The sequence below is a fragment of the Vibrio sp. FF145 genome, from assembly GCF_041439075.1.
Taxonomy (GTDB): domain Bacteria; phylum Pseudomonadota; class Gammaproteobacteria; order Enterobacterales; family Vibrionaceae; genus Vibrio; species Vibrio tasmaniensis_A.
On the sequence record NZ_JBGONH010000053.1, the window covers coordinates 1 to 20,637 of the forward strand.

Here is a 20,637-nt window from a genome sequence, read left to right on the forward strand (position 1 = left end):
TTTAGTAAGACTCGCTACACTGTGCGATCTAAACACCTTAAATGATAGGTGTTGCCTTATTAGGTGCCTTTTATCATTTCGTTACCTAAGCAACGCTATTTAGCTTAGGTTTTAACTCTTTTCGCGTCAAAGTTTCACTAAAGTCATGACTGAAGTGATCAACTTGAATCGCTGTGTAACGCAGTTTATCAGCAGCAACAATTTGGTCGACTTCTTCTTGTGTCAGAACGTCAGCAGCAAGTGCTTGAGCCAGTTTGTCTGCCAACAAGCCTTTACGAGCCACTTTGCCCTCTTTCACGGCTTTGAAGATCTTACGCTCCAGAGGCTTGATGCTGTACATCGCATTGAACGCGTTCTCCATAAGGCCAACACTATCATCCTCTTCCTTGCCGATGTAGCAAAGGTGAGTCAGACGTTCACGGTGTGCTCCCGGAGTCATCAAGCTTTCTGCTAGTTGAACTGTTAGGTTATCACTTGGTTTTTCGAAGTGGTTACCTACAGGGAAAACTAGACCTTTAAGTACTTTACCAACCATCTTGTTCGGGAAGTTACGGTACGCTTCTTGTAACGACTTAGCCGCATTGTGGAAACAGTGTTGAACCGCGTAGTGTACGTAGTCTAGGTCAGCTTGTTGGCGACCTTCATCTTCATACTTCTTAAGTGCAGCAGACGCCATGTATAGGTAACTTAGACCATCACCCAAACGTGCAGAGATAAGCTCTTTACGTTTCAGTTCGCCACCTAGCGTCAGCATTGCGAAATCCGCACTCACTGCAAGCGCACGGCTCAAGCGAGTCAAATCTTGGTAGTAAGGCTTCGTTGGACCACTCATGTCGGCTTTAATGAACTTAGAGCCAGTAAGTGCTGCACCAAACGCGCCAAACGTGTTTTTAGTTGCGTGTGAGATGTGCTTGAACAACAAGCTATCAAAGTCTTTTGCACCTTGCTTCTCATCTGGGTTCGCTGCCGCTTCCATTTCGCTCAATACGTATGGGTGACAACGTGTCGCACCTTGACCGAAGATCATCAGGTTACGAGTTAGAATGTTCGCACCTTCTACTGTGATAGCAACTGGAATACCTAGGTAAGGCGCAGCCAAGTAGTTCATTGGGCCATCTTGAATTGCACGACCTGAATGGATATCCATTGAGTCATTCAGAATAGTACGAGCCATCTCTGTCATGTGATACTTCGCGATAGCCGTTACGATACCCGGCTTCTCTTTCATATCAAGTGAAGTAGTTGTCAGTGTACGAGTCGCTTCTAGTAGATACGTTAAGCCACCAATACGTCCAAGGCTCTCTGCAACACCTTCAAACTTACCAATCGACATACCGAACTGTTTACGAACGTAAGCGTACGCACCAGTAGTTTTCGCTGTTAGGTGGCCCATCGCCGTGCCAAGTGCTGGTAATGAGATACCACGACCTGCAGACAGACATTCCACCAGCATACGCCAGCCTTTACCTGCGTAATCTGCGCCACCGATTAACCATTCCATAGGAATAAATACATCGTGACCACGTGTTGGACCATTCATAAACGCAAGACCAAGTGGATCATGACGCTCACCAATCACAACACCTTCGTGGTCTGCCGGGATAAGCGCACACGTGATGCCAATGTCTTCTTTGTCACCCAGTAGCTTTTCTGGATCGTGCAGTTTGAAAGCCAGACCAAGTACCGTCGCCACTGGAGCTAGCGTAATGTAGCGCTTGTTCCAGTTAAGCTTGATGCCTAGTGTCTCTTTGCCTTCGTGCATGCCCATACAAACGGTACCGACATCAGGGATACCACCCGCATCAGAACCTGCTTCAGGCCCTGTGAGTGCGAAACAAGGGATATCTGTACCGTCAGCAAGACGAGGTAACCAGTAGTCTTTTTGATCTTGAGTTCCGTAGTGAGACAGTAGCTCACCAGGGCCAAGAGAGTTTGGAACCATTACCGAAACCGCAGTACTAATACTACGCGTCGCAATTTTAGTTACGATGGTAGAGTTTGCGTGCGCTGAAAATTCACGACCGCCGTACCCTTTCGCGATAATTAGCGAGAAGAAACGTTCTTTGCGTAAAAAGTTCCAAACTTCCTCTGGAAGGTCTCGGTCTTCTTTCACAATTTTGTGGTCATCAAGCATAGCGAGCAAAGTTTCAAGTTCATTATCCATGAACGATTGCTCTTCTGCTGTCAGCTGAGGTTTTGGGTACTGGTGAAGCTTAGTGAAATCTGGTTTACCAGAAAACAGCTCTCCGTCCCACCACACGCTACCCGCTTCCATCGCTTCTTTCTCGGTGCTAGATAGGGGTGGTAGTACTTTTTTAAAGAGTTTAAAAGCTGGGTCACTTACCCATTTTTGTCTTAGAGAGCTCATAGTTCAGATCCTTTTGTTCACTATATTGTTTGTGAATATTTTGCTTTTTATTGTTTTATTCTTTTGCTGACATGCCAGCGGCCAAATATGGAATAAGAATATCGACCACTGCCTTCGCATCTATCTTTCTGTCATAGTCATTCTCTGCAATTTCTATTAGAGCTTGGCTAGATGCCATGGTGAATACACAAGTCCCTAGGGTGAAGTGCAATCGCCAAAATAACTGTTCTTGAGTGAGGTTTGGGTTAGCTTTCATTACTGAGTTGGTAAACAAAGTCAGTACTTCGCTATAACGAGTAGTAATGAACCAACGCAAATGACCTTGCACATCTGTATAGCCTCGACCGATGAGTAACATAAATCGACTCGTACCATTTGGCCTTACATCATTGAGTGCCCTTAGTGGCTGCCTTAAAGACTCAAACACGTCACTCATAGAATACGTTTCGTTCAAATTTAAGTTCACTAGTGCATCTTGCAATGCTGGCATAAATGCTTCTAAGTAACGATTGAGTACCGCACGAACCAGAGTCTTCTTATCGCCAAAGTGGTAGTTCACTGAAGCAAGATTGACATTGGCTTTACTCGTAATCGTGCGTAAAGAGGTGTCATTAAAACCGTGCTCAGCAAATAAGCCTTCAGCCACATCTAAGATTTTGTCTTTGGTTGTACTTCTTGGTGCCATTTCAATCACTCGTATTAAACAACTGTTTGAAATATACGCTTAGAACATTTATTTAACAAGCAAGCAACATCACATTTTCACAAATTGGTCGTACCAGTTATAAGCATTACGTTCTAAGCGATTGAATAGAGGCGCGTTTAATTAAAAAGAGAAAATTAATGAATTTTTTGGGGAACTGAAATGATAATCGAGGGTCATAAATTAAGTAGAAAACAGAGTATTTAGATGTTTAACAGGCCGTCAAACTTGTTTCTCACTGTTTTCTTAATTACTGCATTTTCCTTATTAACTCCTATACTTGTATCCGCCCAAACCGCGTTGGTTTGGGCTTTTTTTTGTCTAAGATCACGGTGTTTTTTAGGTTAATAGTAGGCACAAAAAAGCCCTCGAAACCGAAGGCTTTCATTACATTAAAGTTCAAAGCATTTCACGATCCGACTAGGCAGCATCATTTTTGATTAACTCGGCTAGCACCGAAAGATCATTGCCGAGATCAACCGAAGCTCCCATTTCCGTTGCAATACCTTCAACCACTATGGTTTGAGTATCACTGCCGCCATTGATTGGAATCGATAGTGCGATATCGTCTCCATCAACAGACACTTCAATCATGCCAAGCAACTCGGCCATTTGAGTTTCATCTTGTGGGTCTTCAAGTAGATCATTGAGGTCAATCAGATCACCGGCGCCCTCCGTATAAAGCTCAAAGTCTTTAATGATATCGGTCCCATTGTCGAGCGTAGAGTCTAGCCAAGTGAAGATGTTGTCTCCGCTATCTCCAATCAGCAGATCGTTGCCTGACTCGGCATACAAAGGTTCATTACTCGCTGCACTGATCACGTTATATTGCTGCGGTTCTTCGATATCTATGGTGACCGTCTCTACCGTGCTTTCTGCGCCATTAGAGTCGACCGCGACATAATTAAACTGCGGGTCTTCAGTTACCGCCTCGTTACCTTGGACATAGCGTAACTCCCAACTGCCCCCTGTCGATGACAACTCCATTTCAACGATCGGATTATCTGGTGATGAATAACTAAAATCATATAGAAGTTGGCTATTTCCGGTGTCTCCGGGGTCTTTCTGATACTGCTCTGTATGCGTTGTACCATCAGCAAAGGTATAGAGTACTTCAACATAAACATTACTATTGGTGTTAAATGAACCACCCAAACCATCTAGACCAAAATCAACAACCCCTAATGGATTATTCGTAAAATCGAGGACTAAGGTCTCCTGTTTGTTCATACCTCTACCATCGGTATCACCAATACCAAAACCGACATGAGACTGTTCACCTTGATACTGTTTCAAAGGCTTATTATTGTTGTCTTCAATCGTAACCGTAATCGTATTGCCGTTATCTAGGGTAATAAGTCTCTCGGTTGGTGACATCGCGACGCCCCAATTATAGAAACCATCAATGAGCTCTGGCATATCGTCAGAGTCACCACTGAAGCCCATTTCAAACATTTCTCCTGGCCCGGCAACGAAGCTGATATTGTTTGGAACAAACAACACACCGCTGTCGACGTCAGACTGCACAATTTCTCTCGTGACGCCATTTTCATCGGTATACAAAAGGCTGCCGTTGGTTGGCAAACTTTCTATCCGAATATTAAGTGGAATGTCGTCATGATCATCTTCTATATCTGAGATGTAATCTGGCATGCCGCCATCTTCAGAATCGAAGAGGATAGGTATAATCGCGTCCTCATCATTAACGACCGTAAAGCTGGTCGCTTCAGGTGCGTCATTGACACCATTGATTGTTATCTCGATAACATGCTCTACACCATCGATGGCGGTGACGACATATCGCTCAATAACCGTGTCGTCATCGTTCAAGTATTGAACCGCATCGTTATCAACGACATAACTCCATGCCCCTTCAGGTGTAATCGTTAACATACCTAGTGCAAGTGCATAAGTAGATCCAACAGGGGTAAACACGCCATTAGGTTTAAATGCAGGCATGTCACTGGTGTCGACGTCAGTAATCGTTAAAGTACCAGACACCGAGAGTTCGTTGGTATCTTCATTGACATCGACGTCCTCTGTCACTTCTCCCACGTCAGAGTCACCTTCCCCAACCGTAATCTCAGATGGGTCATCGGCACCGTTGATGGTGATGGTCACTTCACTTGTGGTTCCGTCAATCGCAGTAACCGTGTAAACCTCGGTGACAAACTCATCATCATCGAGATACTGCACATCATCGTTGTCGACGACGTAAGTCCATTCGCCATCGTCGGTAATGGTCAACATACCCAACGCAATATCATTGGTCGAACCTTCAGGATTAAACGCTCCGTTAGGTTGAAAAGCCGCGACATCGTTAGCATCAACATCGGTAATCGTCAGTGTTCCCGTCGCCATCAAGTCGTTACTCTCCGGGTCAACATCGACATCTTCCGTCACCTCACCCATGTCTGAGTCACCTTCTCCGACAGTAATTTCGGATGGATCATCAGCACCATTGATGGTGATAGTTACTTCACTTGTGGTTCCGTCAATCGCAGTCACCGTGTAAACCTCGGTGACAAATTCATCGTCATCAAGATATTGCACATCGTCGTTGTCTACGACATAAGTCCATTCGCCATCGTCGGTAATGGTCAACACACCCAACGCGATATCATTGGTCGAACCTTCAGGATTAAACGTTCCGTTAGGTTGAAAAGCCGCCACATCGTTAGCATCAACATCAGTAATCGTCAGTGTTCCCGTCGCCATCAAGTCGTTGCTTTCTGGATCGACATCAACATCTTCCGTCACCTCACCCATATCAGAGTCACCTTCGCCAACGGTTATATCAGATGGATCATCGGCACCGTTGATAGTGATGGTTACTTCGCTTGTGGTTCCGTCAATGGCAGTAACCGTATAAATCTCGGTGACAAACTCATCGTCATCAAGATATTGCACATCGTCGTTGTCTACCACATAAGTCCATTCGCCATCGTCGGTAATGGTCAACATACCCAACGCGGTATCACTGGTCGAACCTTCAGGATTAAACGTTCCATTTGGTTCAAAAGCAGCAACGTCGTTGTCGTCTACATCGGTGATGGTTAGCGTTCCGGAGGTTGTTAAGTTGTTGCTATCTTGGTCAACATCCACATCCTCAGTCACTTCACCTGTGTCTGAATCACCTTCGCCAACGGTTATATCAGATGGATCATCGGCACCGTTGATGGTGATAGTTACTTCGCTCGTGGTACCGTCACTGGCTGTAACGGTATAAACCTCAGTTACGAATTCATCGTCGTCTAGGTATTGCACGTCATCGTTATTGACTACGTAAGTCCAAGCGCCATCAGGTTCGATGCTCAATACGCCAAGTTGTGAGTCGTTTGTTGAACCTACGAGGTTAAACTCACCATCAGCTGAAAAGGTAGGAGTGTCGCTATCTACGTCTGTAATCACGATCTGACCAGACGTCACTAATTGGTTGGTGATGTCATCGACATCAATGTCCTCGGTCACACTGCCTGAATCATCAGTGGCGACTGCCGCATCATCAGTACCAATGATGGTGACGGTGATGACTTGTTCGCCACCGTCGGAGGTTTGCACTGTCGTCGTATCTTGAATTTGCTCGCCATCAGCAAGTTCATCAAATGGACTGTTGGCCACGAATGTCCACGAGCTATCCTCATTAACGACAAAAGACCCGAACCCATTTTCGCCTTCCGCATCTTTGGCGATAAAGGTAACGTCCGGATCGTCAATGGTTAAAGCGCCCCCGGTTTCAATAGGCTCATCCTGTTCAAACTCAATAACGTTGGTTTCACCTGAAACAAGCGCAAGAGCAATGATATCGAAAAGAGCAATACTTTGAGTTTCGGACAGCCCTTGAGATTCAAGTCCGTCAGTTTCAAAGTTTGTTGAAGCCAGAGTTTCAGCCCCTGTACGTTCAATCCTACCGCTGTTGGTTAGACTTGAGCCTTGCTCACCTGCTGCGGCATCAAACTCTTCACCCAATTCTGTTGGATCAAACCCTTCTTCAATAGCACGTTGAACTTGAGCGATCGCATCATCAGTGTCTATCACGTTTTGCTGACCTTGGTCATCGACAAACCGTGCAGAAACGTTTGGCACGCTCTCTTCAGTTGTTTCGACAGTGACAATGACGTCGCTAGCAGCTGGTTGCTCGCCCGGAGGCAAACGTCTAACTTGGCCTTGAGCGTCGAGCACTATAACGCCGTTCGCAAGACCTAGTATACTTAGGTTGATATTTCCCATATCCATATTCCCACTTCTGCCCAGAACACACCAAACGCGGATCCAATCCCACTCTGCGCTGTGGCTATTTCCTACAATAAATTTAGTAGTGGCATTATTGATAATCAACTCACTAAAGACATGGAAATGCGATGCTTTTTAAATTAGTCAATGGCAATAGCGACTTACATTCAAAAAAAAACCAACAAACTTCGCATTTTTTTGCAAATGTCCTAAGCTTCGTTTAATACCATTCACTCAATTCAACGGTAAACGTAGGTTGGGAAACGGATGAGGCATTGAAAGTAGAAGGAGAGCTACTTTGAAATTGTTTAAATTATCCATAATGTGTTGCTTAGTTGCTGCAGCACCACTCGCCGCTCAAACTCTGGAACAGTCTGTGGCTATTACCCTGGCAACGAATCCAGAGATAAAAAGCATCTTTAACGAATATGTGAGCGTGAAAAAGCGTAATGACGCCTCTGGTGGGGCATACAGGCCGAGTATCGACCTTGATGCCGGTATTGGTTATGAAGGTATAAACCCTGCACCAAATAACGGTCCAGACACGGATCTAACAAGAAAGGAAGCAACGATTTCCCTCACTCAACTGCTGTGGGATGGTTCTTCGACTCTGAACGATATTGACCGTACTGCTGCAGAAGCCGAATCAGTTCGTTTGCAATTGATAGCAGATGCCGAAGACAAAGCACTGGAGGTAACACAAATATATCTCGACGCAGTAAAAGCGACTGAGGTACTGGCGCTGTCAGAAAGTAACCTTGCGATACACAAGAAAATCTATAAAGACATAAAAAAACGAGCGAGTTCAGGCATAGGTTCTACCGCAGACGTTTCGCAAGTAGAAGCTAGGATTGCAAAAGCTCATGGTAACTTATTAGCCGCCCAGAATAATTTGATCGACACACATACCCAATTTAGAAGAGTTGTAGGACAAGAACCGCTAGGTCTGATTTACCCAAGGGCCGACATATCTTGGATTCCACTGTCATTGTCAGATGCCCTAGTTGACGCTTTAGATAAACACCCTGTAATTAAAATAGCGGCGGCAGATGTCGACGCAGCACATTTTCAATATAAACAGTCCAAAGGCGTAAACTATCCTACATTCTCTATCGAAGCGTCTCAGTCATGGCGTGATGATGCAGGAGGCGATGAAGGTTCAAGTCAAGAAACGCTCGCAATGCTGAGAATGCGGTATAACTTGTACAATGGTGGTACAGACAGCGCCAATTCAGAAGCTTCTGCTTACCAACTCAATAAGGCGAAAGATCTTAGAGATCGTGCTTATCGCCAAGTCGAAGAAGGACTTCGCCTCTCATGGAGCGCCTTAGATCTCACACTGCAACAGAAAAACTTTTTGTCCGACCATGTTGATTCAGCTTCAGAAACCGTTATCGCCTATGAAAAACAATACCGAATAGGTAAACGTACTCTGCTTGACCTGCTCAATACTGAGAACGAACTGTTTGAAGCACGCAAAGATTATCTGGATGCCCATTATTCGGAGCAGTACGCTAAATACCGAGTGATGAACGCTACAGGTTCTTTATTGAATGCTCTGCTGGTTGATATACCGGAAGAGTGGACAACGGCCGTGGAGTATTAATGATGAAAATAACTTACTTATTACTTCCCGTATTAACGATGACTTTATTTGCCTGCTCCAATCAGCAGCGAGAAGCCTACATCGAAACGCCCGAAGCTGAACAAATTGCAGACCTGCAAGACGATGATAAAGATGGTGTAGTAAACGCGCGAGACACCTGTCCTAGCACACCAGAAACATCACAAGTCGACAATGATGGCTGTGGTGAAACAATTCGAGCGGAAGAAGTCCGACAGCTAAAAATACTCTTTGCTCATGACTCATTTGAAGTAAACCCAATATTTTCTAGCCAAATTAGCACCATGGCAGAGTTTCTTGAAAACTACAAAAGCGCTTCAATTGAGATCCAAGGTTACGCCAGTAAAGTGGGCTCCAACGAATACAACTTAGACTTGTCAAAGAAACGAGCAAACAATGTACAAGACGAGTTACTTTCGAATGGTATAGAACCGGAGCGCGTGAGAATTGTTGGCTATGGTGAAGAACGCTTAGAAAACGATGGTGACGATCCTACTTCACATGCACTGAACCGTAAGGTAACCGCGACTGTAGTTGGGTTAAGTGAACAGATCGTTGAGGAGTGGACCATTTTTAGCACACTAGAAAAGTAACGTGACATCATCACTGAAAGCGCAAGATGCAAGGTAAAGTCGCTTACAAATACAGCTTAGCTTCAAGATCAATAAAGCCGTGATAGGATTACCCATCACGGCTTTTTGTTCTTTGTCGTCACATGAATCGTAAAGGTGATTCTGTGACTCTTCTTGCTACTCAGGTATGGTTTGTTACTCAGTGAGTAGGCTCGCTATCAAGCGAACCTACTACCGAATATAGTTTTATTTACCGATTATGCTTTTACCTATCAATTTTGCTTTTACCTACCAATTATAGTTTTACTTCTTGTTGCTTAGTCTTCGGTAAAGAAATACTTAGCAGGAAGTAACCTAAGATAGCTGCGGTCGTTGAGCCCATCAGGATACCTAATCGAGCAAGCGTATCAAAATCTGCGTTCGTTGGACCAAATGCCAGCGATGAAATAAAGATAGACATCGTAAAGCCAATACCACACAACACAGATACCGCGAAGATGTTCATGAAGTTCACACCTTCAGGAAGCTTAGCGATGCCCGTTTTCACAGCACCCCAGCTGAATAGGAAGATACCCAGAGGCTTACCAACCAATAGACCCATAGCAATACCAAGAGGTAGCATGCCTGTAAGGTTTGAAATTGAGATGCCTTCTAGTGAGATACCTGCATTTGCAAATGCGAAGATTGGCAAAATTGCAAAAGCGACGTATGGGTGCAGAGCATGTTCTAGATGTTTCAGCGGAGAACGCTCTCCTTTATTGCCTTTCAGTGGGATAGCAAAACCAATGACTACACCAGCCAATGTTGCGTGAACACCTGACTTCAACACTGCGAACCACAGAATTGCACCAACAATAAGGTAAACACTCAGCTTAGTTACATGCTTGTTGTTTAGCATGAACAGCACACCAGTTGCAATGAAGCCAACCGTTAGTGCAAGCGTCGATAGATCACCTGAGTAGAACAGTGCAATGATAACAACAACCCCTAGATCATCGATAATTGCCAACGCTAGTAGGAATACCTTCAAGCTTACCGGTACACGGTTACCAAGAAGAGCCATGATGCCCAATGCGAAAGCGATATCAGTTGCCGCTGGGATAGCCCAACCTTGAAGCGCTTCAGGGTTACTTGAATTGAATAGCACGTAAATAAGTGCAGGAGCTAGCATACCACCCACCGCTGCGATAGCTGGGAAGATTGCTGTCTCTTTAGACTTTAATGCGCCTTCTAACAGTTCGCGCTTAACTTCTAAGCCAATTAGAAGGAAGAAGACAGCCATTAAGCCATCGTTAATCCAGTGTGATACAGACATACCAAGAACATAGCTGTGCAGTACCCCTTGGTACATTTCGTTCAATGGTGAGTTTGCTACAAACATTGCGATCGCCGCAGCGATGACTAGTATGATGCCGCCAGCAGATTCCAATTTAAAGAAGTCACGGATGACGTCGGTCATGATTTCGCCCTTATATTTATTATTTAAATAAACGAATAACAAAGAATAACCACGAGTTTATATCCAAGCTCTATCGATAGATAATCACTTCTTCGGATGTTTAACTTCGGTTTTTCCTACAAATACTAAACAATACGTCGTATATTCCATAATGTTGTTATGCACCATGAATTAAGTATAGATGAGTTCACCAAGGCTGTATGCACAAATAATTCGAGGGTTGTCGGAATATCAAACATAAAAAAAGGCTATCAAATGATAGCCTTAGGTGTTTTTTAGTAGCCAGTTAACTGCATAAAGCCTGTTGCTTCATGGCTTCCGCTCGCCATAATTGGCCCTTCCCAATAGGGTATGACAAAAGGCAGCCACATATCCCTACGTTTGATACGCGTAGTGAGATTGATATCGTGTTGTGGCACGTTAATAATCCATTGGAGCGGCATTCTTCTACCATTCATTAGCGTCGTATTCTGTAATGGCTTGATAGAAATGTCGGAGTCCGTTAGCTGATACACTTTGCCAGAACGAGTTGCCAATGTTCCAAAAACATAAGGCAATTGTTGATTATGGCGATAACGGTTAATGCTCAGTGCAGTACCGTCATCGAGATCAAACACGAACCAATCCCAGCCTTGCTGACCGACTCCGAGTAAACCACTGCCCCACTCTTTATGCACCCACGCAGTACCTTCGACTTCTTTCGTTACACCGTCGAGATTCAAAACCCCACTCAAAGATAAAAACGGAGCGCTGAAGTTATAAGACGCGACAGGCAATAAGTCGTGCTTTTTCTGATAGCCGTTATCGCCGTTGAGCACGTATGGCCCTTTCGCAATAGTGTCGAGTTCAAGGCCGAACGTATCGGTTTGTACTTGAAGGCGACCTGGAAACGGTGTGTTACCCAAGGCACGCCAGTTCCAGTTATCAATCCAAATTCTAAACGGATGACTGGTCATTCCCGCCTGTCCAATGCCACCACGCGCCAAACGTTGCTCTTTCCAAACCTTAGATTCAGACGAAATTACCACATTTGAAATATAAACCTGCGGGCTTTGCCACCCCCAGGTTTCTCGCTCATCGGTTGCAATGCGAAAGAAGCTCCACTGTACCGAGTACTTTTTCCCATCATCCCCTTTTAGAGACGCAAAATAATGCCACCACTCATGCTGGAATTCTGGGTGGAACTGGAAATCACGAGGCAACGAAACGCCTCGGTCTGGCAATACAGGTTCAAACACATTGAAATGCTCACTTACAAGTACTGAATTAACCTCATTCTCGCCCTTATCGCCAACATCGACAAAATAGGAATAGTAAGCCCAGACACCTAAAATAGTGCCAAAGAAACCAATCAGTAATAGAGCAGAAACAAATCGGTGTCTGAGTTTTTTTGAGCCATTTCGTTGAAGCATATTAAAGCGCATCCCTCAGTGATTTCATCGGTGTGTTCCGAATCATTCTCATCACTGGCAATGCACCAGCTAACATTAATGCTGCCATGGCCCACGCAAATGTCTGCAAATAGTCCCAAGGAATCACTTGTAATTCGAGTGACCACCCAAAAGACTGCTTAATGACAATATCGACGATCAAGCTGGCTAACGCCAATCCGAGCGGGATAGCAATCAAGGAAGAAATAAGTCCGAACACAAACAACTGCAAGCTGCCTGTAAAAATCAGCTCTTTTGCCGAGACCCCTAAGCAACGTTGCAATGAAATATGCCTTTGTCGAGACACTTCACCCGCAACCGTCGCGAAAAAGATGCCGAAGACCGCGATGACCAAAGTGATGTTACCCAATGTATCAGCTATCGCGAATGTTCTATCAAACACTCTCATCGCCTGACTGTGAATATTGTTATTATCAAAAATACGCTCAGATCCAAGCCTGAATACGCTTTCCAATCGACTTCGAAGTCCTACGGAATTGACATCATCTTTGAGTATGACGCCTAGACCGACATTTCCGCGTCCAGCAAACCCAGATAGCCAGTTTCGATGTGACATCATGACTTGATGGTAAGGGTTGCCATAATCGTAATAAACACCAACAACCTGCCAACCAGAGCCAAGACTGTCATAAAGGTCTATATAGTCGCCTGGGCGAATCCCTAACTTGAGAGACATCGATTCACTGATCAACACACCTTTCGAATGATGCAGGTGGTACCAGTAATTCGGAATACCTAACTTGATCGTCAGCGCTTCTAATTCGCCTTCAGAAGGACCAGTACTGACCACCTGGGTACTTCCGACAGGGGAAGCGACATCTTTCTCCCAACGCCACCAAACTGAATCGACTTCAGGCTGTTCTGACAGCCAATTACTCATACGTGCAGCGGCGTTGTTGGTTGGGTAAATGTACAGGTCTGCAGCCAAACGCTGTGTTAGCCATTTATCGGTGGTATCCCTAAAGCTACCCACCATGGTTTCTACACCAATATTCGCGGTTAACGCTAGCATGAACGCCATTGTCGCCACACCACGATAACTCATGCTTGAAGCGGCATCCGCAAAGAACCAGCGAGCACGAACCCAACGCAGTGAATAAGACAAACTGTTGAACAGCTTCCACATCAAGAAAGGCGTAAACAAAGCCACACTGACGAGCATCAGGGCAATAATCGCAAAACCAGATTCTTGCGTTTGTGGGGCTTGATACACAGCGACAGCTGCAACCAAGAAACCACAACCAATCAATGCTTGCCAAGTAAACTCAGTGCCAGCAAAACGCATCAAAGATAAACGAGATGACAAACGAATCGGTTGCGACCTCAGCAAACGAACCAATGGCCATGCACACGCTAGGAATGCACCAAGCAACGCCATTAATAAGCTATAGCCACTCCAACGCCAACTCCAGCTAAGGGTTAAGCCCACATTCGCATCGTAAAGATCACCTAAACTCGAAGAAACGGCAGGTAACAGTTGGTTTGCCAACATGACACCGAATACATTGCCGCAGATCCAGCTCAGTAGAACCAATAACAATAACTCTAAGCAAAGCGCTTTAGTCAGTTGCCAACCAGACACACCTGTTTGTCTCAAGATTCCGACGAGTGGTTGTCGCTGAATGAAAGACAGCGACATCGCTTGGTAGAAAATAAACAAGCCAACGACAAACGACAGCATGCCCATCGCTTTTAGATTTAAGTGAAAAGCGCTAGTCAATGACTCAAGCTCAGCTTTAGAGCTGCGAGAGATTGTCAAACCATTGGGCAACATGTTTTTAAGACGTTCAAACTTCTCAGGAGACATGTCTGAACATGCAATCACGGAAAGCCCTGCACTGCGTTTAAGCATTCGGAGCAAAGATATATCCGCAATCAACCTTGTACCATTAATCAGGTTATTTTGGTCAACTACCACAGGACCTAGCTCTGAACCATCCATCAGTGGAATGTAGTCCCCATCCTTCCATTCCATATGTTCAGCAAGATCATCACTCACTAGGATCGGATATGGTGGTTTCATGAGATCTAACGTGGTGAGTTCTTTTAAGGCAGCACCAGGCTGAAGCTGAAGCATAGAAACAGGGTCTATGCCAATAAGCATAAAGTTTGCACCATTTTCATCAGTGATACTATGGTGGTCAAAAGGAGAACACTGCTGAAAGCCTTCACGACGAAGCTGAATGTAAAAACCTTGCGGGATTTTATTCGCGTTATGTTTTGGTCGAATACGGTAAGGAAGAGGATTCGAAAAGAGTTTTTCGCCATGCGTATAACTTTGCTTGGCGTGTTGGTTGATAGCGGTAACACCAACCAAAAGTGATACGCCTAGGGTTAAACCAAGCCATACCAAGATAATCTGAAGTGGGTAACGTCGATAGTGACCAAGTAGCGCTTTAACTACGGGCCATAACATGCAGTTGCCCTCCTTGTAGGCGAATTCTGCCATCCATATGCAATGCAACTTTCTCACTGTGTGTTACCAGCAATAATGTACATTCTAATTGGCGGGCCAAAGAGGTCAGCAAACGCATTACCGCTTCTGCATTACGCTCATCTAAACTTCCCGTCGGTTCATCGGCCAACAGAATTTTAGGTTCCATGTACAGAGCACGAGCAATCGCTGCGCGTTGTTGTTGACCACCAGACGCTTCTTCAGGGTAACGACCAAGCAAAGGCATCAGGTCTAAAGCAGAAAGAATCTGTCTCCAGAGCCCCTTATCTTCAGGTAAACCTTTTAACTGGCGGCAAAAACGGATGTTGTCGGCAATGTTAAGCGTTGGTAGCAAGTTGAATTGCTGGAAGATATGACCGATGTTGTTTCTACGATAAGCGGTGCGGTCACGCTCGGTCGAGTCGTGCATATCGAAGTGAGGGAAAGCGATTTCACCTGAATCGGCGAGGTCTAAACCCGCGATAAGATTCAGCAAAGTACTCTTACCAGAGCCACTTTCTCCCATTAATGCCAGCTGATCACCTTGGTTTAATGTTAATTCAGCACCTTGCAAAACAGGGTGAAACTCCCCCCCATCGACATAGCCTTTACACAGGTCTGACAGCTTTAACATTAAACAGCTCACATTAGTTAGAATTTGGAATGAGAATCTACACTAATTCCCTGTTAGGAGGAAGTATTTTGAAAGATAGATCACACACCAACGATAAAGTGATGGGGTTGATGCGCTCTACTTCAATTTCCTATCAAGTTTTTAATCCATTTTCTTGTTTTCATGCGGTAGAGCGACCCACCCCACTTAAGCACTTCTTCAGTGAGGAAAAGCAGATATATCCACTCAGGTGGAAACTTCAGATAGATAGCAGCAATCGCGGCGAGCGGAATACCGATCACCCATTGGGCAATCAGGTCTTGATAAAGGCAGAACTTCACATCACCGCCCGCTCTCAACACACCAACAATGACAGTCAGCGGTACCGATCGGATAACAATACCCACGCTTAAAATTAGAATGAACTTTTCTGAGAGGGCTCTGGTTTCTTCCGTCAGTGCACTAAAAGCATTCAGTATTGGCGTTTGTACGAAGTAAAGAAAAATCGCGACCACGATACTGGTCAAGAAACACAAAATCGTTAAGCCTAACGCTTGGTAATAAACCGCTTCATTATTCTTTGCGCCAAGTTGATTACCCACCAGAACCGCTGCCGCATTCGAAAGGCCAATCAGTAAACTCAATGAGATAGATTCAACCGGCGTCATCACTGACAGTGCTGCCAGTCCTTGAACGCCCGATTGCCCCATGATCGCGTGGTAAGCAAATAAGCCACCAGCCCACGCCAAAAAGTTAAACGTCGTCGGCAGCGATAACTTTAAGAAGCGAACCACTTTTTCAATCGAAGCTGCTGCTTTTATATCGCATAACTTGAAAGCCAAGAGATGCTTTGAACAATAAAGATAGCCAAACAAGGTCGCCACTTCGATTGCACCACTCAACACTGTCGCAATCGCTGCGCCTTTGATTCCAAGCGCAGGAAACCCTAAGTTACCGAAGATCAGCACCCAGTTTAAGAACACGTTAGACAGGATACCGATACCGCTGAAGAAGGTGCTTAGCCCGGGTTTGTGCATCGCTCTCAAACCTACAGCCATACTGCTAACGCACGATACAGCTAGCATGCTAAACGAGGTGATAACAATATATTCAACACCAAGGTTGATCACTTCTTGGGAGTCAGTCGTCACACCCATGATTTGTGCGGGAAATGAAACGAAGAAAACAATAGTTAGTAACGCAAATAGTGTCGAAACCAACCATGTAAGCGCGGTACTTTCTCGCACACCTTGTTTGTTACCCGCGCCCCAATATTGAGCCGTTAGCAAAGCGCCGCCCGTAGTGACGCCCACCAGCATAATGGTCGTGACAAACATGGCTCGACTCGCCACACCCACCGCAGCAATATCAGCTTCACCCAATTGGCCTAACATCAATACATCCACAAGGCCTCGACTTGAGAACATAATGCTCTGCAAGGTGATAGGTAAAGCAATCGCAATAAGCCTACGAACAAAATCACCTCGAGTGTGATGAATAATTGAAGAGAGCAACATAGAAATACCTAAACGGAACGTATTGATGAATAAAGATAAATATCACGCTATTATATCAATGTTCGGTTTTTAACCACAGAGATAAATGGAGTAACAATGAAGAAAGTACTGGTTTTAGGCGCTTCTGGATATGTTGGTTCGCAGCTCCTCCCTCTCCTGCTTGAGCAAGGCTATCTAGTCACAGCTGCAGCAAGGCATATCGACTATTTAAAAGCACGAACAGAGCCTCACGACAACTTGTCACTTGAATACCTTGATCTCGCAGATCAAGCTGCAACACAAGCGCTCGTCCCTGACTTTGACCTTATTTTCTTTCTTGTACATGGAATGGCTGAAGGCCATGATTTCATTGATTACGAACTCAAGTTGGCTCGTAACTTTGTTTCGGCTCTTGGGCCAAAAAACCAACACGTCATCTACCTGAGTTCGCTTCAACCGCAAACGGGTGATTCAGAGCATCTTCAAGCGAGAAAACAAACCGGACAACTGCTTCGTAAAGGACCAGTACCGGTGACCGAACTTCAAGCAGGCGTGATCATTGGCCCCGGCTCTGCGGCGTTCGAGATCATGCGAGACTTCGTGTACAACTTGCCTATTATGATTGCGCCAAAATGGGTCGACTCTAAAGCCAACCCTATTGCCTTGCAGAACCTGAACCACTATCTACTAAAACTCGCACAAGACACGCCTAGCGAAAGCCAAACTTTCGAGGTTGGCGGGCCAGATATTGTCTCTTATCGAAACCAATTTGCACACATTGCCAAAACAGCCGATCGTCCACTCAGGCTGTGGGCGACATCACTTCTCACACCTTCAATGGCGTCTTATTGGTTGGGCGTGGTGACTTCTGTTCCGTCCAACATAGGCAGAGCGCTTCTCGCGGGCTTAAAGCATGACTTTATTGCCAGTTCGACCATCATTAGAGAAAAGTACCCTCAGAAACTTATCTCATTCGAAAGTATGGTTGAGCAAGCGATTCATTCTGAAGGCAACTTCGTAAAAAGTAATGTTTGGGGCTTTGACAAAACCGCCTTCAAGCGCTGGCAAGCTGGGTATGGCTATTACCCGAAGAAAACAGGGGCAAGTATCACCTCAAGCGCATCCTTAGATTCCCTCTGGCACGTTGCTCAGCAAATAGGAAGCCCGAAACAAGGTTACTTCTTCGCTAACGCTTTATGGCGCACACGCGAATGGTTAGAGCTTCTCTTTGGCGGTGGTGTACCTGTTCGACAAGTGCCAGAAGGCTCTAACCTAAAAGTCGGTGACAAGATTGACTCTTGGAAGGTTATTCGCTGTGAAGAGAATCAGTTTCTATCTCTGCTTTTCGGTATGAAAGGTCCCGGTTTGGGGAGACTCGAAATTACCGTCTCTGACCACGGTGATTCTCGTGAACTGAACATTTCAGCTTGGTGGCATCCAAAAGGCTTTTTAGGCTTACTGTATTGGTTCGCGATGATGCCAGCTCACCTATTTATCTTTAAAGGCATGGTGAAGGCGATTGAGAAGCAAGCTAAAGAGCAGATGAAGGATTAAAGCAGATTCGAGATCCGGCAACGAGATACGAAGAAATTAAGAGCTATAGATGAGACTGCATCCACACCTTCTTGCTAGAAAAAGACCGCCATTTAGGCGGTCTTTATATTTTTAACTGTCACTAGATTAGCCAATAACGCTAATTGGGATCTCAGCCAGTTGGTTGCCTTGGTTAGCTGGATACACGATGTATTCACCGTGATACTTCACCGCTGACTTGTAGTCAGTGACTTTGTGAAGCATGAAACCTGCTTCCATCGCTGCTTGAATAAACTCAGCGTGGTTACCACGAACAAACCAGTTCATTGGTTTTACCATTAGCTCACCGTCGAACGAGTCGTCACACTGTTTGCCACAAAGTGCAAAAGAGTGCTCACCATCAGTGAAGAACTGAATTTTGCCGCCAGTCGTTAGCTCGTCTTCACTTGATACACTCCAACCCATCTCGTACATTTTGTCCATGAACGCTTCAACATCACTGTCTTTTAGCGCTTTAGGCTCTTCGCCTTCAGGGAAAAAACGTCCGTAAAACGCAGAAATACGTTTAAAGGTAAAAGTTAAATCAGAGTTATTGCCCTTTGAACGGCCCTGTTTCTGCCAGCGAACCAAGTCAGGCACAATCACACGATCATAAGACTGAGCCTTAATCGCCTTCGTTACCCAACGAACTAAATAAAGGTTGTTCGCAATAGGCGCATCAATCGCTTTGCCTGCTTTGTGCAGAGCGTAAAGCTCGCCTAACGCATCATTCACTAACTTCTGAATTTCAATATAGTATTTTGACATTATGCCTTCTTTCCTAATGTCCAATATAGCAATGCTGACATTACTGCACACGCAGCCATTACCATAGCCATAGACCCAGCACTGTCACTTGGCAGCATCGCAACGATAGCTCCAACGACAGAACCAGTACCAAATCTTAATGTTCCCGCAAGCGATGAAGCCGTGCCGGCCATGTTTGGATAACCACTGAGCAATAGACCCATAGAGTTACTGCCGATAGTAGAAATGGTGCCAATAAATAGCATCACAAACGGCACAATACCCCAAAGCCCGAGATCCAATAACCAACCAACCAGTAAACCGGCGCCAGCTAATAATTGAATGACCAGCGCGGCTCTCAGCATGGTATGAGAGCCAACCTTCTTAACAATTCGACCATTAATTGTCGTCATCAGAATCATCGCAACGATGTTCAGACCAAACAGGTAACCAAACAGGTCAGGACGTACTCCATAGACATCAATGTAGACAAAAGAGCCTGCGGTTAAGAATGCAAACATCCCAGAGAACGAGAACGCACCCGAGAAAATTAGGCCCATAGCGGTCGAGTTTTTACATAAACGAGCGTAATTACGAATCGTGGTTTTAAAGCGTAATGGTTGACGATTTTCAACAGGCAGAGTTTCAGGGATTTTGATTATCACCGCGAGAATCACAATCACTGCAAAAATAGCTAACACCCAAAAGATTGAACGCCAGCCGAACCACAATGCCAAATAGCCGCCAATCATCGGCGCGATAAGTGGCGCAACCGTCATCACTAAGGTAACGAACGACATGGTTCTTGCGAAATCTTCACGGTCGAACATATCACGCACAACCGCTTGGATAATGACCGCCGCCGCCGCACCTGCAAAACCTTGAGCGGTACGAACTAACGTTAACGCTTCAATGCCATGAGTGGTTGCACTCACGACAGACGCTATCGCAAAGAAGAGCACACCAATCAGTAGAACTGGCTTGCGACCATAACTGTCGGCTAACGGACCATGTAACAACTGACCTAAAGCGAAACCTGCGGTGTACGCGGTAAGTGTGATTTGCACTTCCCCTGCTGTCACACCAAGATCTTTGGCGATCGTTGGCATTGCAGGTAGGTACATATCGATGGCGAGTGGTGTCAAAGCACCAATAGCGCCCAAAACCAAAAATAGCATCCAACCTAACTGAGGCGTTTGTGGTTGTGAGCTTGGGGTCTGTGAGGTAGACGTTTGCATAACTCTCCGACTAAGTACTAAGTTCTATGTGAACACGAGCATGCACGCAGCAATATACGAATATACGAATATACGAATATACACATAGCAATACACGAATACGCACAGTGATACACGAATATGCGCA

General features: G+C 45.2%; 13 protein-coding genes. 3 read left to right on the forward strand and 10 right to left on the reverse strand.

Annotated elements, in window-relative coordinates; all coding sequences use genetic code 11:
- Positions 1–85 precede the first annotated feature (85 nt).
- From ACED42_RS17595 to ACED42_RS17605, 3 genes are all read right to left on the reverse strand, one after another.
- Entirely contained in the window at positions 86–2,368 is a 2,283-nt protein-coding gene (locus tag ACED42_RS17595; RefSeq protein ID WP_004734682.1) for an acyl-CoA dehydrogenase, read from the reverse strand.
- Between the two features lie 55 nt (positions 2,369–2,423).
- Complete coding sequence (locus ACED42_RS17600; RefSeq protein ID WP_009847073.1) at positions 2,424–3,053, reverse strand: TetR/AcrR family transcriptional regulator; 630 nt, start codon at positions 3,051–3,053, stop codon at positions 2,424–2,426.
- A 438-nt stretch (positions 3,054–3,491) separates the two neighbouring features.
- Positions 3,492–7,301: a VCBS domain-containing protein gene (locus ACED42_RS17605; RefSeq protein ID WP_371703561.1), complete on the reverse strand. Its 3,810-nt coding sequence runs from the start codon at positions 7,299–7,301 to the stop codon at positions 3,492–3,494.
- Between the two features lie 301 nt (positions 7,302–7,602).
- Between ACED42_RS17605 and ACED42_RS17610 the strand changes: the two genes are divergently transcribed.
- The gene (locus ACED42_RS17610; protein WP_017096715.1) at positions 7,603–8,910 is read left to right on the forward strand and encodes a TolC family outer membrane protein; all 1,308 of its coding nucleotides are present in this window, start codon (positions 7,603–7,605) and stop codon (positions 8,908–8,910) included.
- Complete coding sequence (locus tag ACED42_RS17615) at positions 8,910–9,521, forward strand: OmpA family protein (protein ID WP_009847076.1); 612 nt, start codon at positions 8,910–8,912, stop codon at positions 9,519–9,521. The genes ACED42_RS17610 and ACED42_RS17615 overlap by 1 nt, the downstream gene beginning before the upstream one ends.
- 274 nt (positions 9,522–9,795) lie before the next feature.
- Here ACED42_RS17615 and nhaA read toward each other — a convergent pair whose 3' ends face one another.
- The 5 genes from nhaA to ACED42_RS17640 form a co-directional block, all read right to left on the reverse strand.
- On the reverse strand, positions 9,796–10,959 hold the full coding sequence (gene nhaA / locus ACED42_RS17620; RefSeq protein ID WP_009847077.1) for a Na+/H+ antiporter NhaA: 1,164 nt from the start codon (positions 10,957–10,959) through the stop codon (positions 9,796–9,798).
- 275 nt (positions 10,960–11,234) lie between these two features.
- Positions 11,235–12,383: a lipocalin-like domain-containing protein gene (locus tag ACED42_RS17625; RefSeq protein WP_371703564.1), complete on the reverse strand. Its 1,149-nt coding sequence runs from the start codon at positions 12,381–12,383 to the stop codon at positions 11,235–11,237.
- Complete coding sequence (locus ACED42_RS17630; protein WP_009847079.1) at positions 12,373–14,826, reverse strand: ABC transporter permease; 2,454 nt, start codon at positions 14,824–14,826, stop codon at positions 12,373–12,375. The genes ACED42_RS17625 and ACED42_RS17630 overlap by 11 nt, the downstream gene beginning before the upstream one ends.
- The gene (locus ACED42_RS17635; protein ID WP_009847080.1) at positions 14,807–15,478 is read right to left on the reverse strand and encodes an ABC transporter ATP-binding protein; all 672 of its coding nucleotides are present in this window, start codon (positions 15,476–15,478) and stop codon (positions 14,807–14,809) included. The genes ACED42_RS17630 and ACED42_RS17635 overlap by 20 nt, the downstream gene beginning before the upstream one ends.
- Positions 15,479–15,600: 122 nt before the next feature.
- On the reverse strand, positions 15,601–16,974 hold the full coding sequence (locus tag ACED42_RS17640; RefSeq protein ID WP_017096714.1) for an MATE family efflux transporter: 1,374 nt from the start codon (positions 16,972–16,974) through the stop codon (positions 15,601–15,603).
- A 96-nt stretch (positions 16,975–17,070) separates the two neighbouring features.
- Between ACED42_RS17640 and ACED42_RS17645 the strand changes: the two genes are divergently transcribed.
- Positions 17,071–18,507, forward strand: a complete 1,437-nt coding sequence (locus ACED42_RS17645) for a DUF2867 domain-containing protein (RefSeq protein ID WP_371703566.1) — start codon at positions 17,071–17,073, stop codon at positions 18,505–18,507.
- 126 nt (positions 18,508–18,633) lie between these two features.
- Here ACED42_RS17645 and ACED42_RS17650 read toward each other — a convergent pair whose 3' ends face one another.
- Positions 18,634–19,293: a DUF2913 family protein gene (locus tag ACED42_RS17650; protein WP_009847083.1), complete on the reverse strand. Its 660-nt coding sequence runs from the start codon at positions 19,291–19,293 to the stop codon at positions 18,634–18,636.
- Positions 19,293–20,510: a Bcr/CflA family multidrug efflux MFS transporter gene (locus tag ACED42_RS17655; protein ID WP_012604251.1), complete on the reverse strand. Its 1,218-nt coding sequence runs from the start codon at positions 20,508–20,510 to the stop codon at positions 19,293–19,295. The genes ACED42_RS17650 and ACED42_RS17655 overlap by 1 nt, the downstream gene beginning before the upstream one ends.
- Positions 20,511–20,637 lie beyond the last annotated feature (127 nt).

Bases quoted from the DNA above. Each gene is read 5' to 3' on its own strand.
- ACED42_RS17595 (WP_004734682.1), bottom strand. From the start codon at position 2,368: ATGAGCTCTCTAAGACAAAAATGGGTAAGTGACCCAGCTTTTAAACTC.
- ACED42_RS17600 (WP_009847073.1), bottom strand. From the start codon at position 3,053: ATGGCACCAAGAAGTACAACCAAAGACAAAATCTTAGATGTGGCTGAA.
- ACED42_RS17605 (WP_371703561.1), bottom strand. From the start codon at position 7,301: ATGGGAAATATCAACCTAAGTATACTAGGTCTTGCGAACGGCGTTATA.
- ACED42_RS17615 (WP_009847076.1), top strand. From the start codon at position 8,910: ATGATGAAAATAACTTACTTATTACTTCCCGTATTAACGATGACTTTA.
- nhaA (WP_009847077.1), bottom strand. From the start codon at position 10,959: ATGACCGACGTCATCCGTGACTTCTTTAAATTGGAATCTGCTGGCGGC.
- ACED42_RS17625 (WP_371703564.1), bottom strand. From the start codon at position 12,383: ATGCGCTTTAATATGCTTCAACGAAATGGCTCAAAAAAACTCAGACAC.
- ACED42_RS17630 (WP_009847079.1), bottom strand. From the start codon at position 14,826: ATGTTATGGCCCGTAGTTAAAGCGCTACTTGGTCACTATCGACGTTAC.
- ACED42_RS17635 (WP_009847080.1), bottom strand. From the start codon at position 15,478: ATGTTAAAGCTGTCAGACCTGTGTAAAGGCTATGTCGATGGGGGGGAG.
- ACED42_RS17640 (WP_017096714.1), bottom strand. From the start codon at position 16,974: ATGTTGCTCTCTTCAATTATTCATCACACTCGAGGTGATTTTGTTCGT.
- ACED42_RS17645 (WP_371703566.1), top strand. From the start codon at position 17,071: ATGAAGAAAGTACTGGTTTTAGGCGCTTCTGGATATGTTGGTTCGCAG.
- ACED42_RS17650 (WP_009847083.1), bottom strand. From the start codon at position 19,293: ATGTCAAAATACTATATTGAAATTCAGAAGTTAGTGAATGATGCGTTA.
- ACED42_RS17655 (WP_012604251.1), bottom strand. From the start codon at position 20,510: ATGCAAACGTCTACCTCACAGACCCCAAGCTCACAACCACAAACGCCT.